13 protein-coding genes are annotated in these 13703 nt (G+C 62.5%); 1 reads left to right on the top strand and 12 read right to left on the bottom strand.

All coding sequences use genetic code 11. The features are described 5' to 3' along the window. Positions 1-44: 44 nt before the first annotated feature. From rpsO to rimP, 8 genes are all read right to left on the bottom strand, one after another. Entirely contained in the window at positions 45-356 is a 312-nt protein-coding gene (rpsO, locus tag AC1D0I_RS04865) for a 30S ribosomal protein S15 (protein WP_269470859.1), read from the bottom strand. Between the two features lie 140 nt (positions 357-496). Beyond that, on the bottom strand, positions 497-1591 hold the full coding sequence (gene corA / locus AC1D0I_RS04860) for a magnesium/cobalt transporter CorA (RefSeq protein WP_095082411.1): 1095 nt from the start codon (positions 1589-1591) through the stop codon (positions 497-499). 99 nt (positions 1592-1690) lie between these two features. Continuing rightward, complete coding sequence (gene truB, locus AC1D0I_RS04855; RefSeq protein WP_477393419.1) at positions 1691-2686, bottom strand: tRNA pseudouridine(55) synthase TruB; 996 nt, start codon at positions 2684-2686, stop codon at positions 1691-1693. Next, complete coding sequence (gene rbfA, locus AC1D0I_RS04850; protein ID WP_095082415.1) at positions 2686-3111, bottom strand: 30S ribosome-binding factor RbfA; 426 nt, start codon at positions 3109-3111, stop codon at positions 2686-2688. Before rbfA ends, truB begins: the two co-directional genes overlap by 1 nt. 140 nt (positions 3112-3251) lie before the next feature. Beyond that, on the bottom strand, positions 3252-5819 hold the full coding sequence (gene infB / locus AC1D0I_RS04845) for a translation initiation factor IF-2 (RefSeq protein WP_477393417.1): 2568 nt from the start codon (positions 5817-5819) through the stop codon (positions 3252-3254). Then, positions 5816-6466: an RNA-binding protein gene (locus AC1D0I_RS04840; protein ID WP_477282098.1), complete on the bottom strand. Its 651-nt coding sequence runs from the start codon at positions 6464-6466 to the stop codon at positions 5816-5818. Before AC1D0I_RS04840 ends, infB begins: the two co-directional genes overlap by 4 nt. Before the next feature lie 38 nt (positions 6467-6504). After that, positions 6505-8100, bottom strand: a complete 1596-nt coding sequence (gene nusA, locus AC1D0I_RS04835; protein WP_095082421.1) for a transcription termination factor NusA — start codon at positions 8098-8100, stop codon at positions 6505-6507. A gap of 49 nt (positions 8101-8149) precedes the next feature. Further along, the gene (rimP, locus tag AC1D0I_RS04830) at positions 8150-8797 is read right to left on the bottom strand and encodes a ribosome maturation factor RimP (RefSeq protein ID WP_477393415.1); all 648 of its coding nucleotides are present in this window, start codon (positions 8795-8797) and stop codon (positions 8150-8152) included. 289 nt (positions 8798-9086) lie between these two features. Between rimP and AC1D0I_RS04825 the strand changes: the two genes are divergently transcribed. After that, positions 9087-9251, top strand: a complete 165-nt coding sequence (locus tag AC1D0I_RS04825) for a hypothetical protein (protein ID WP_095084276.1) — start codon at positions 9087-9089, stop codon at positions 9249-9251. Positions 9252-9321: 70 nt separating this feature from the next. Here AC1D0I_RS04825 and trmB read toward each other — a convergent pair whose 3' ends face one another. From trmB to lnt, 4 genes are all read right to left on the bottom strand, one after another. Next, positions 9322-10023: a tRNA (guanine(46)-N(7))-methyltransferase TrmB gene (trmB, locus tag AC1D0I_RS04820; RefSeq protein WP_477393413.1), complete on the bottom strand. Its 702-nt coding sequence runs from the start codon at positions 10021-10023 to the stop codon at positions 9322-9324. 23 nt (positions 10024-10046) lie between these two features. Then, positions 10047-11312 carry a methionine adenosyltransferase gene (metK, locus tag AC1D0I_RS04815; protein ID WP_457151723.1) on the bottom strand — a complete coding sequence of 422 codons (1266 nt, stop codon included), beginning with the start codon at positions 11310-11312 and terminating at the stop codon, positions 10047-10049. Positions 11313-11482: 170 nt separating this feature from the next. Next, positions 11483-11902, bottom strand: a complete 420-nt coding sequence (locus AC1D0I_RS04810; protein WP_457151722.1) for a helix-turn-helix domain-containing protein — start codon at positions 11900-11902, stop codon at positions 11483-11485. 141 nt (positions 11903-12043) lie between these two features. After that, a complete protein-coding gene (gene lnt / locus AC1D0I_RS04805; RefSeq protein WP_477393411.1) occupies positions 12044-13636 on the bottom strand; it encodes an apolipoprotein N-acyltransferase in 1593 nt (530 codons plus the stop codon). Between the last annotated feature and the right edge of the window lie 67 nt (positions 13637-13703).

Raw genomic sequence — 13703 nt, 5'->3', positions numbered from 1 at the left:
GCGCGACCGGCGGGCCCTCCGAAGAAAGCCCGCCGGTCAATTCGTCAACGGCGCAGACCGAGCTTCTCGATCAGCGTCTGGTAGCGCGCGTCGTCCTTGCGCTTGAGATAATCAAGCAGGCTGCGGCGCTGGGAGACGAGAGCGAGCAGACCACGGCGGGAATGGTTATCCTTCTTGTGGTCCTTGAAATGGTCGGTCAGGTTCTTGATGCGCTCGGAAAGGATGGCCACCTGGACTTCCGGAGACCCGGTATCGCCCTTGGCGGTTGCGAATTCACCCATCAATTCCTGTTTGCGCTCGGCAGTAATCGACATCGTGTTTTTCCTTATCTGTTTGAGGAAACGGGTCGCCCTCAGCCGGGATGTCGTCCAGCAGGGGCCGGTGCAAGCAAAGCGTCATAGCGCTATGCTGCGGCGCGTATAGTGCAATTCCCGGGAAAACACCAGCCCAATTCACAAGCCGGCTTTTCAGCCCAAAATGACAGGTTTTATCCTTGTTATAGCCATTTCTTCCATTTGAAGAAGGCGATCAGCCCAAACGCGACAAGCGCCATGAACAGCAACGATGCCGGATAGCCATAATAGGCTTTCAGCTCCGGCATGTTCCAGGGCGAAGACTCCGGATCGAAATTCATGCCCCAGATGCCGACCAGGAAGGTGAGCGGCATGAAGATGACCGAGACGATGGTGAGGTAGCTGATGACGTCGTTGGTGCGCGCCTGACTCAGCGACAGATGCATCTCGATCAGGCCGGTCAGCATATCGCGCTGGGTTTCGACCAGTTCGATCAGCCTGAGCGAATGGTCGAGGGTGTCGTTGAGAAAGATCTTGGTCTCAGCCTTCACATAAGGCACGTCGTTGCGGATCAGCGTTGCCAGCGCATCGCGCATTGGCCACAGCACCCCCTTCAGCACATTGGCATCGCGCCGCAATTCATGCAGCTGCCGCATTTGATGCTTGTGCGTCGTGTGCAGCATTTCGTCCTCGATGCCGTCGACCATGTCGCCGGCGGCCTCGATCGGCGGGAAATAGCTGTCGACGACAGCGTCGATCAGCGCGTAGGCGAGGTAGTCGGCGCCGCGCGCGCGCAACCGGTTGGGTGCCGAGCTCTCGATGCGCTTGCGTACGGGATTGAACGGATCGCCTTCACGCTCCTGGAAGGTGACGACGAAGTTGTTGCCGAAGAAGACGGCGATCTGCTCGTAGCGGTGCGACGTGACATCATCAATCATCCTGACGACGACGAAGGCATGATCCTCGAAGAAGTCGACCTTCGGCCGCTGGCCGGTGTTGACGACGTCCTCCAACGCCAGCGGATGCAGGCTGAAAATGCGGCCGATCTCCTCGATCAGCGGAATGTTGGCGAGGCCGGTGCAGTCCAGCCAGATGACCGGCCATTTGTCGCAATGAGTGTTCAGGTCGTCGATGCTGGCATTTTCGATGGTCTTGAATTTCTGCGGCGAGATGAGGGTCAGCCGCAGTTCCGAGCGCCGCGCCGCCGGATCGGCGATCAGCGTGCCGGGCGACGCCCCGACCGGCGGCCGCCGCGTCTTCACCGGCGCCCGCTTTTTCACCGCCTCGGCCTTTTCCATATGCCCCTCGAGCGCAAAGTCGACCTGAAGTTAGAACCTCGTTTTGTCGCAATTCCGGACGGAAAACCGCCCTCGCTTTTCCTGGAATTGCATTGGCCGTCAGCCGGCAAAGACCCGCTTGGGCTTGAACATGCCTTGCTCGATGGCACCGATGGCGACCAGCTTGCCGCGCGCCGTGGCGCAGGCTTCCTCGGCTTCCACTGGTGCGTCGCGGCCGCGGATGATGACCGGATTGCCGAGGCGGATCTTCGTCGCCGCGTCGTCGCTGATGGCGACCTGCGGCAGGCAGTCAAGGGCAGCGGATGTATCCACCAGAAGCGCGTCGATGGCGTCGAAGTCGATTGGCGCTGCCACCGCGCCAGCGGCTTCAACCGTGTCAGCGGCATCTGTCGCGTCCGGGTCGTCTTCACCCGGCACGCCGAAACGGGCGGCCTCCAGTTCGGCGATGGTGACGAAGTCCTCCGGTGTGAACGGCTCGACCTCGACCCGGCGCAGTTCGGAAATATGGCCGAAACAGCCGAGATCGCGGCCCATGTCGCGGGCCAGCGAGCGCACATAGGTGCCCTTGCCGCATTCGACTTCGAAAACAGTATGGTCGGCATCGTGCTCGACAATATCGAGCCGGCCGATCTCGACCTCTCGTGCGGGTATGTCGACCGTCGCGCCGTCACGGGCCAGATCATAGGCGCGCTCGCCCGATATCTTGATGGCCGAGAATTGCGGCGGCGTCTGCATGATAACGCCGGTGTATTTCGGCAGCAGCGCAAGCACCTCGGCTTCCGCCGGACGCAGGTCCGAGTTCTTCGTCACCGGACCCTCGAGGTCATCGGTCGAACGCTCCTGCCCCCAGGCAACGGTGAAGCGATAAATCTTGGCGCCGTCCTGCACGTAAGGCACGGTCTTGGTGGCTTCGCCAAGCGCGATCGGCAGCATGCCGGACGCCAGCGGATCGAGCGTGCCGGCGTGGCCGGCCTTTTCCGCCTGGAACAGCCATTTGATCTTGGAGACGGCTTCGGTCGAACCCATCCCGACCGGCTTGTCCAGGACCAGCCAGCCCGAGATCGGCCGGCCCTTCTTCTTGCCGCGACGCGCCACTATTCGGTGTCCTTGTTGTCGTCTTTGTCCTGGCCTTCGGAACCGAGATCGCGCGCCACTTCGGGCGACTTCAAGAGATCGTTGATCCTGGCGAAATTGTCGAAGGAGGTGTCCAGCTTGAAGCGGAACTCCGGCATGAACTTCATCTGCCGCAGCGCGCCGGAGACACGGCCACGCACGAACTTCGCATGCTTGTTCAGCGCCTCGACCACCGCATCGGTATCCTTGGCGCCGAGCGGCGAGACGAAAGCGGTGGCGACCTTCAGGTCGGGCGACATGCGCACTTCCGAGACCGAAACCACGGTGTTCTCGATCAGCGGATCGATGATCTCGCCGCGCTGCAAGGTTTCGGACAAGGCATGGCGCACTTGTTCGGCGACGCGCAGCATGCGCTGGGATGGGCTGGATGTGGTTGGACGGGGCATTTTTCTCGATCCTGAAAGCGTGAGGCGCGGGATGGAACCGTGCCGCATGTCTCATATGGTCATTCTCAATAGGACCTGCTCAATAGACTTGGGGGCGGCGGTCTTTCGACCACCGCCCGGTATCGACAAGTCACTCGAACTCAGAGCGTACGGGTCACCATCTCGACGCGGAAGCACTCGATGATGTCGCCGACGCGCATGTCTTCGTAGTTCTGGAAGGCCATGCCGCACTCCTGGCCGCCGGGAACTTCCGCAACCTCGTCCTTGAAGCGCTTCAGGGTCTTCAGCGTGCCTTCGTGGATGACGACGTTGTCGCGGATCAGACGCACGCCCGCACCACGCTCGACCTTGCCTTCGGTGACACGGCAGCCGGCGATCTTGCCAACCTTGGTGATGTCGAAGATTTCGAGGATCTGCGCATTGCCGATGAAGGTCTCGCGACGCTCCGGCGACAGCAGGCCCGACAGAGCCGCCTTCACGTCATCCACAAGGTTGTAGATGATCGAGTAATAGCGGATCTCGATGCCCGCGGCAGCGGCGGCGGCACGTGCCTGCACGTTGGCACGAACGTTGAAGCCGATGATCGCCGCACCCGAAGTCTCCGCCAGCGACACGTCGCTCTCGGTGATGGCACCGGCGCCGGCATGGACGATGCGCGCACGCACTTCGTCGGTGCCGAGCTTGTCGAGCGCCGCGTTGATCGCCTCGATCGAACCCTGCACGTCGCCCTTGATGACCAGCGGGAATTCCTTCAGCCCGCTCGTCTGCAACTGCGACATCATCTGTTCGAGCGAACCGCGCTGACCGGCATGCTTGGCAACCGCCTTCTCGCGCGCCAGACGCTGGCGATATTCGGTGATCTCACGGGCACGGGCTTCATTGTTGACCACGGCGAAGCGGTCGCCGGCCTGCGGGGTTCCCTGCAGGCCAAGCACTTCGACCGGCATCGCCGGCGGCGCTTCCTTGATCTGCCCGCCACGATCGTTGACCAGCGCGCGCACCCGGCCCCATTCGTTGCCGGCGACAAGGATGTCACCCGGCATCAGCGTGCCGGTCTGCACCAGCACGGTGGCGACGGGGCCACGGCCCTTGTCGAGTTGGGCCTCGATAACGACACCCTCGGCGGTACGGTCCGGATTGGCCTTGAGGTCGAGGATTTCGGCCTGCAGCAGGATCGCCTCGAGCAGCTTGTCGAGATTGGTGCCCTTGGTCGCCGACACTTCGACGTCCAGCACTTCACCGCCCATGGATTCGACGAAGACCTCGTGGCGCAGCAGTTCGGAGCGCACCTTCTGCGGATCGGCATCATGCTTGTCGATCTTGTTGATCGCCACGATGATCGGAACGCCGGCCGCCTTGGCGTGGCTGATCGATTCGATCGTCTGCGGCATGACGCTGTCGTCGGCCGCAACCACCAGGATGGCGATGTCGGTCGCCTGGGCGCCACGAGCACGCATCGCCGTGAAGGCAGCGTGGCCGGGCGTGTCGATGAAGGTGATCTTGTGACCATTCTTCTCGACCTGGTAGGCGCCGATATGCTGGGTGATGCCACCGGCTTCGCCGGAGACGACATTGGCATTGCGGATGGCGTCGAGCAGCGAGGTCTTGCCGTGATCGACATGGCCCATGATCGTCACGACGGGCGGACGCGTCACCAGGTCCTCGGCATTGTCGGCGATGTTGAACAGGCCTTCCTCGATGTCGGACTCGGCGACGCGGCGGACGGTGTGGCCGAATTCGGTGGCAACCAGCTCCGCGGTATCGGCGTCGATGACGTCGCCCGGCTTCAGGATCTGGCCCTGCTTCATGAAGAACTTGACCAGATCGACCGCACGCTCGGACATGCGTTGCGCAAGTTCCTGGATGGTGATGGTCTCTGGCAAGATCACTTCGCGCATGACTTTCTCGCGCGGCTCATTGTGCATCGCGCGCTTGAATTTTTCCTGGCGGCGGCGCATCGACGACAGCGAACGGGCCCGCGCGTCCTCATCGGACAATGCGGAATTCAGCGTCAGCTTGCCACGACGGCGATCTTCCTCGGCCTTGGTCGGCTTGGCCGGACGCGCCACTTCAGGCGTGACCGGACGGCGCACCGGCGCGCCAGCGCCAATCCGCTTCGGCTTGACCTCTTCCTCGTCGTCGACCGTTGCTAGTTCCGCGGCCAGCGGCGCGCGGCGACGTGCCTCTTCCTCGGCGCGACGGCGGGACTCTGCCTCGGTCTGCAACCGCGCCTCTTCCTCAGCCTGGCGGCGCGCGGATTCTTCGCGTTCGCGCTTGCGGCGCTCTTCGTCCTCGGCGCGGCGCTTGGCGTCCTCGGCAGCGCGCTGTCGGTCCTCGACCTCGCGTACCTTCGAGCCTTCGAGCGCCCTGCGGCGCGCTTCCATTTCACTGCGCGACAGTTCGTTCAGCACCATGCCGCTGCGCTCGACCGGAGGCGGCGGCGGTGGCGGCGCCTTCGGCGCTTCCTGCACGACGGGTACGGCCACAACCGCCGGCTTCGGTGTGAAGACGGGTGCGACAACCGGCTCCGGCTTGTCGCCGGGCATCGAGAACTTGCGCTTCTTGGTTTCGACGACGACCTGCTTGGTGCGGCCGTGCGAGAAGTTCTGGCGCACAGTGCCCTGTTCCATACCGGGGCGCTTTAGCGTCAAGGTCTTCTTCGGCGTCACACTCAGCGTATTGTCGTCACCCGATTTCGTATCGCTCATTCCATATCCTCTGCGGCATCATCTTCGTCAGCAACAGCCGCAAGCATTGCCAGATCGTCCGGGGAACCGCCCCGATACCGGTCGAGCGCAACCATGCGCTTCTGGACCGCCCTGCCCGCGTCTCCCGCGAGAACGGCAGCATGTATCACATTTGTACCCCCCAATGCCAAGCTCAACTCGGCCTCGGAGAAAAGTTTGTAGGCAAGGATAGCGGGCCCACCGAGATGGACCGTCGCCCGTCGCGCCTGGCTGATCTTGCGCACGCCGTCGTCGGACGCCTCGGTCGCATGGAGCACGAAAAGCGCCAATCCGCCGCGCACCGCGCTCTCGACCTTGGTGGCTCCAAGAGAAATCGCGCCTGCCTTGCGAGCAAGCCCAAGCATGCCCAGAGCGGATCTGGAAAGCAGCCCGTCGACCATGCCGCCAAGATCGGGCGGCACGACCACCTGTGCCTTGAAGGCGCGGGCAAAAAGGTTCTTCGCCGCCGCCTTGTCGATATGTAGGCGGTCGGCGGTCACCCAGCAACCACGGCCGGGCAGATTTCTCTTGATGTCGGGAACGACGGCCGAATCCGGGCCGACGACGAACCGGATCAATTCATCCGGTTCGGCCTGCCTGCGGGTGACGATGCAGGTGCGATCGTTCATCTCGTCCAAGGGCGGGTTCGGTGCGATGCGGTTTCACCTCACGCACCAACGGCTTCGTCAGCCGTTTCTTCTTCGGCTGCAAGCTCGTCTTCGGTGATCCAGCCAGCCTTGAGGCGGGCGGCCAGAACCATCTGCTCGGCATCGGCGCGTGTCACACCATGACTGGCCAGCACGCCTGGATACACTTTCGTCTCGCCGTCCTTGCGTTCCTTCCAGCCGGTCAGGTCGTCGGCGGCATAGCCGGCGAAATCCTCGATCGTCTTCACGCCGTCCTCGCCGAGCGTCACCATCATGGCGGTGGTGACGCCGGGGATTTCGCGCAATTCGTCGGAGACGCCGAGCGCCTTGCGCTTGTCGTCGTGCTCAGCTTCGATCTTCTCCAGATACTCGCGGGCGCGGGTCTGGATTTCCGAAGCGGTGTCTTCGTCGAAGCCGTCGATCGAGGCGATTTCGCCGGAATCGACATAGGCGACTTCCTCGACGCTGGTGAAGCCTTCCGAGGCCAGCACCTGGCCGACCATCTCGTCGACGTCGAGGGCTTCCATGAACAGCGACGAACGCTCGACGAATTCCTTCTGGCGACGCTCGGATTCTTCGGCCTCGGTCAGGATGTCGATGTCCCAGCCGGTCAACTGCGAAGCGAGCCGCACGTTCTGGCCGCGGCGGCCGATGGCCAATGACAGCTGGTCGTCTGGAACCACGACTTCGATGCGTTCGGCATCCTCGTCGAGCACGACCTTGGCGACTTCCGCAGGCTGCAGCGCGTTGACGATGAAGGACGCGGCCGAAGGCGACCACGGAATGATGTCGATCTTCTCGCCCTGCAATTCGCCGACGACGGCCTGGACGCGGCTGCCGCGCATGCCGACGCAGGCGCCGACCGGATCGATCGAGGAATCACGCGAGATGACGGCGATCTTGGCGCGAGAACCGGGGTCGCGGGCGACCGACTTGATCTCGATGATGCCGTCATAGATTTCCGGCACTTCCATCGTGAAGAGCTTGGCCATGAACTGCGGATGGGTGCGCGACAGGAAGATCTGCGGGCCGCGCTGCTCGCGGCGCACGTCGTAGACATAGGCGCGGACGCGGTCGCCATATTTGTAGTTTTCGCGCGGGATCAGTTCGTCGCGACGGATGATCGCCTCGCCACGGCCGAGATCGACGATGACGTTGCCATATTCGACACGCTTGACGGTGCCGTTGACGATTTCGCCGATGCGGTCCTTGTATTCGTCATACTGGCGGTCGCGCTCGGCCTCACGCACCTTCTGCACGATGACCTGCTTGGCCGACTGGGCGGCGATGCGGCCGAAATCCATCGGCGGCAGCTGTTCGGCGATGAAGTCGCCGAGCTGGGCGTCGGGATTGCGCTCGCGCGCCGAAGAAATGGCGATCTGGGTGGCGTAGTCGTCGACCTTCTCGACCACTTCCATCAGCCGCTGCAGCTTCATCTCGCCGGTGTTCGGGTTGATGTCGGCGCGGATGTTGGTCTCCTGGCCGTAACGCGAACGCGCCGCCTTCTGGATCGCATCGGCCATGGCGGCGATGACGATCGACTTGTCGATCGACTTTTCACGCGCGACCGCATCGGCAATCTGCAGCAGTTCAAGCCTGTTGGCGCTTACAACCATCGTTTTTCTCCCGAGCCTGTTTGCCGGACCTTTGCGCCCGGCAGCTCAATCATAGTTCCTGTTCGGTTTCGTTTTCCGCGCCGGCATCCGCACCCTCGGGCGCATCATCGTCCGGTTCGCCGTGGCGTTTCTTGGCTTCCTTGCGCGCCCTGTTGTCTTTCGACAGGGCATCGCGAATGAGATCGTCGGTCAGGATCAGGCGCGTTTCGGAAATCGCGTCATAGGGGACCCGCACCGTCGGCTCCTCGCCATAGGCGGCCTTTTCGCGCTCGATCAGCACATCGTTGTCACCGGCCTCGACGATCTTGCCCTTGAACCGCTTGCGGTCGGCGACGATGATCGACGTCTCCATCTTGACCAGATGGCCGGTCCAGGTCGCGAAATCCGATTTGCGGACCAGCGGCCGGTCGATGCCGGGCGAAGAGACTTCGAGGTGATAGGCCTTTTCGATCGGATCATCGACGTCGAGGGCCGGCGACACCGCGCGGCTGACCTCTTCGCAGTCCTCGACGGTCATGGTGCCGTCCTCGCGCTCGGCCATGATCTGCAGCGTCAGGCCGTTCTGGCCCGACAGATGCACCCGCACGAGGCGGAAGCCGATGCCGCGCAGAACCGGCTGGACGATCAGCGCGATGCGCGCATCGATGCCGCTTTCGCGGATGATGCGGTCGTCGCCTTCGCTTGCCGTTGCAGTCATTCGATCCCTGTCGTTCTACCCGAAGCTACCGGCAGGTAATAAAAAAGAGCGGGACCGGGTGGACCCACTCTTCGTCATACCGACCAAGAATTTGAGGCTGATATAACCGATCATGGCCGCTGTTTCAAGCCCGCCGTACCCGCACGGACAAAAGCCGTGGCAACGCCAGTGTTGCGCCACACGCATGGCCTCCATGCGGCAGTACCCCTGTGAGCCTCAACGCTGCATCACCATCTATGTTGCATCGCACAAAGATGACGACATGTCACAGCAGCGAAAGGATACGACCATGACCAACCGCAAGATTCTATCCGCCATAGGCGATCTCTTCACGACATTTGGCAGTGCAGTCGCTGCGTCGCGTTCCGTGGAAGCCGGCCGTAGGCCGCGCGCGGACGACCTGCGCAAGCTCGGCATGGATCCGGCTGTCTTCAACAGGATCGGCCGTTTCTAAGGATTTGGTGGGCTGACGACGCACGCGCTTGCCGCCGGCTCACGCCGGAGGCCGCGTGCGGTCGGCCCGTTTAGGTCCTGATGAAGGTAAGATAGGCGGGCTGCCGGCCCTCACGAATGGCTTTCGCCTCGTAACGCGTACCCGGCCAGCCATCGTAGGGCCGATGCCAATCCGCCGCCTCCGAGGCCTGCCACGCGAATGCGCCATGCACCCGACAGTGCAGCAAGGTCCAGTTCACATAGGTGTCGATATCGGAGGCGAAGCGGAATTTTGAACCCGGCTTCAGCACGCGCGCGAAACGGTCGAGATTGATCGGGCTGACGAAACGGCGCTTCCAGTGCTTCTTCTTCGGCCACGGATCCGGATAGAGAAGGTCGATGCCGGCGAGCGAGGCTTGCGGCAGCCAGTCGAGCAGCCGGGTGGCGTCGTCATCATAGACCCTGAGATTGGCAAGCGGCTTTTCCCTCACCGCCATCATCATCTTGGCCATGCCGTTGACGAAGGGCTCGACGCCGATAAAGCCAATCGATGGCGCCTCGGTGGCGCGATGCAGGAGATGTTCGCCGCCGCCGAAGCCGATTTCGAGACGAACCGCCGAAACATCCGCTTCAAACAGGGTGCTGAGATCTGCCGGCGGTTCAGCTGTCAGATCGAGCCGATATGTGCCAAAGCCGCTTTCCAGTGCGGCCGCCTGCTGCGGACGCATGGTCTTGCCGCGCCGGCGACCGAAGAAGGCTTCGGTCGCGCGGCTTGGTCTGTCCTTCGGGTCCATGGCAGGACTTTGCGGCGCCGCTGTCAGGCGGCGACCGCGTCCTTGAGCGCCTTGGCGAGATCGGTCTTTTCCCAGGAGAAGGACCCATCGCGGCCGGCCTTGCGGCCGAAATGGCCATAGGACGACGTCTTGGCGTAGATCGGCTTGTTGAGATCGAGATGGCGGCGGATGCCTGACGGCGACAGATCCATCACTGTGCGCAGCGCCTCTTCAAGCTTGGCCTCGTCGACCTTGCCGGTGCCGTGCAGGTCGACATAGACCGACAGCGGTTGGGCGACGCCGATGGCGTAGGAAAGCTGAATGGTGCAGCGGTCGGCGAGTTTCGCCGCCACGACGTTCTTGGCGAGGTAGCGCGCCGCATAGGCTGCGGAACGATCGACCTTGGTGGTGTCTTTGCCCGAAAAGGCGCCGCCGCCATGCGGTGCGGCACCGCCATAGGTGTCGACGATGATCTTGCGGCCAGTCAGCCCGGCGTCGCCATCCGGCCCGCCAATGACGAACTTGCCGGTCGGGTTGATGTACCACATGCAGTTGTCGGCGATCTTGAGCTCGCCCAGCGCCTCGCGGATATAGGGTTCGACGACCTTGCGGACCTTCTTCGAATCCCAGCTCGCATCGAGATGCTGTGTCGACAACACGATTTGCGTCGCCTCGGCGGCCTTGCCGTCGACATAGCGGACAGTGACCTGGCTCTTGGCGTCAGGACCGAGCCTGCCAGCTTCACCGCTGCCTTCGTGGCGGGCGGCGGCCAGCAGTTCGAGTATCTTGTGGCTGTAGTAGATCGGCGCCGGCATCAGATCCGGCGTCTCGCGGCAGGCATAGCCGAACATGATGCCCTGATCGCCGGCACCTTCCTCGCCCTGGCGGTCGGACGCATTGTCGACGCCCTGGCCGATATCGGGCGACTGGCCGTGCAGCAGGACCTCGATCTTCGCGTTCTTCCAGTGGAAGCCGGCCTGCTCATAGCCGATTTCACGGATCGCCTTGCGGGCTACCGACTTGAACTTCGCCGGATTGACCACCGGGTGGCCGGCGGCATCCTTGAGGATGTTGCCTTCCTTGTCCTTCTTCAGCAGCGTCTCGGGGACGCGCACCTCACCGGCGATGACGACGCGGTTGGTGGTGGCCAGCGTCTCGCAGGCGACACGGACTTTCCATGGGTCCATGCCGGTCTTCTTGGCTTCGCGATAGACCAGATCGACGATCTCGTCGGAGATCCGGTCGCAGACTTTGTCGGGATGGCCCTCGGCAACGGATTCCGAGGTAAAGAAGTAATTCTGCCGCGTCACGGGTGTCCCCTCTTGAAAAAACGATCGGCAGGCTGCCGATTTTGGCGCGCCACGTGTTAGCGGGGTGGAGCGCCGCTCGTCAAGCGGTGCTGCCGTTCTGGCATGAATGTCGATGCAGTTATCTTGTGCCACCGGCGGCAGGCTGCCGCCGGTCCAAACGGGATTGCGGATCAGTCGAGATCGTCCGTGGAGAGCGATTTGACCAAGTCAATGATCCTGCGGCGCACCTTGGCATCGGCAATCTTGACGAAGGCGCGGTTAAGCTGAAGGCCTTCAGGACTGCCGCAGAATTCGACGGCGAAAGCCATCGACGTGTCTTCGGCAAAGCCACGGCCGTGCGCGGCCTCCTGGCCGGGCGCATCCTCGAAAAAGAAGGCGACTGGCACACCGAGAATCGACGCTATCGCCTGCAGGCGGCTGGCGCCGACGCGGTTGGTGCCCTTTTCATATTTCTGAATCTGTTGAAATGTGATACCGAGATTCTCGCCCAGTTTCTCCTGGCTCATTCCGAGCATATTGCGGCGAAGCCGGATGCGACTGCCAACATGGATGTCGATCGGATTCGGTTTCTTCTTGTTGTCTTCTGTCATTTTTTCCTCGCCGAATTTTTTCGGCTTTCTCTATTTTTTCTTTGCCCAAACGACGCCGGCGGCAACTGCCCCAACAGAACGATCCACCGACTTCGAGAAAATTTCAGGCGCTTACAGTATGAGTTTCTAATGTGTGGGCTGTCAATTCACCCGTAGCCTTTGCCTTACGTTCAACAATGCGGCGGCGATGGCAAACAGCAACATGATCAGCATTCCGTTAATGCGTCTCTGGCCGGCGGATATGAACGCCTGTCCGGAAATCGGCACGCGTGCATCGATGGCGCCGCGCGCATCGATCGCCAGCGCATCGACGACGCGCCCGCGCGTATCGACGACGGCCGAGATACCGTTGTTGGCAGCACGCAACAATGGCAATCCATTCTCCACCGCACGGATCTGGGCCTGCCTGAAATGCTGATACGGCCCCGGCGTGTCACCGAACCACGCATCATTGGTAACGTTCACAATAAGCTGCGCTGACGCAGCGTCAACTGCCACCAGATCGGGAAAGATCACCTCATAACAGATAAATGGCAGCGCACGGATGCCGTCAGGCAAAGTGATGGCGTGCCGCTCGTTGCCCGCCGCAAATGTCATCGGCCCGGCAACCAGTTGCTCGATGCCGAAACGCTCAAGCAGATCGGCAAAAGGCAGGTATTCGCCGAACGGCACCAGATGAACCTTGTCGACGGCGTCGGCGATTTCACCCTTGTCGTCGATCGCCACCACGGAGTTGTAGTAGCGGCTGTCGGCATTCGCCGCCGAGCCGCCTTCCTCGCGGACGACGCCGGCGATCAGCATCTGGCCGGGACCGAGCATGTCGCCCAGCGCCGTCAATGCGTCCGGACGCTCGGTGAAGAGGAACGGCACCGAGGTCTCGGGCCACAGGATCAATTGCGGCTTTTCATGACCGGGGTCCGGCGCCTTGGCCGACAGGCCCATCAAAGTTGCGAAGATGCGGTCGCGCACCGAGGCATCCCACTTTTCCGACAGATCCACGGCCGGCTGGACGATGCGGACATCCAGGCTGTGCGTTGCCGGCTTTTCGGGAGTGGCAAGCCTGACATAGCCGAAACCGATATGGGCGGCGGCGAGGACGGCAAACAGTGCCGCGCCGAGGCGCAGATGCCGGCGCGCCACCAGCAGCGCCGGCAATGCGAAGACGAACACAGCGAGCGCGTTCATGCCGATCATGCCGGTCACCGAGACGCTCTGCATCAGCAAGGGCACGGGCATGGCCGCATAGCCGATCGCATTCCACGGAAAACCGGTGAACAGGAAGTCGCGCAGCCACTCCGCCAGCCCAAAACCAAAAGCAAGGGCGGCGATGCGGCCGATATCGCTGCTCCACAGCAGTCGGGCAACCATTGCCGCAAAGCCGTAGAAAAAGGCGAGTGCGAAGGGAATGCCGACCACCGCGAAGGGAAGCGCCCAGGCAAAGCTGTCAGCCTCGACCAGCAGTGCCGAGCCGATCCACCAGAGGCCGGCAAGGAAATAGCCGAAGCCGAACCACCAGCCGACGGCGAAGGCAGGCCGCAGGCGACGAAACAGGCTACCGGAGGCTTCGCCGGTGGCGCCATCGATCAGCCAGACCAGCAAGGGAAACGAGATGAAACACGCAGCGAAGAAATCGTAAGGGGCCTGGCCAAGCACGGCAAACGCCCCGGCGAGAAACGCCACCAGCGCGCGCCGCCAACCCCAAAGCAGAATTATCCGGCCGGCCAGGCGCTCCATGCAAACTTCCGAGTCGCGCGAATCAGGAAGCAAGATTTAACAGGCCGCGGTCCGCGCTCCAAACGCA

It is taken from the genome of Mesorhizobium sp. P2_D1 (genome assembly GCF_056404455.1).
Note: the sequence above shows the minus strand (reverse complement) of the source record. Positions and strands in the feature narration are given on the sequence as shown.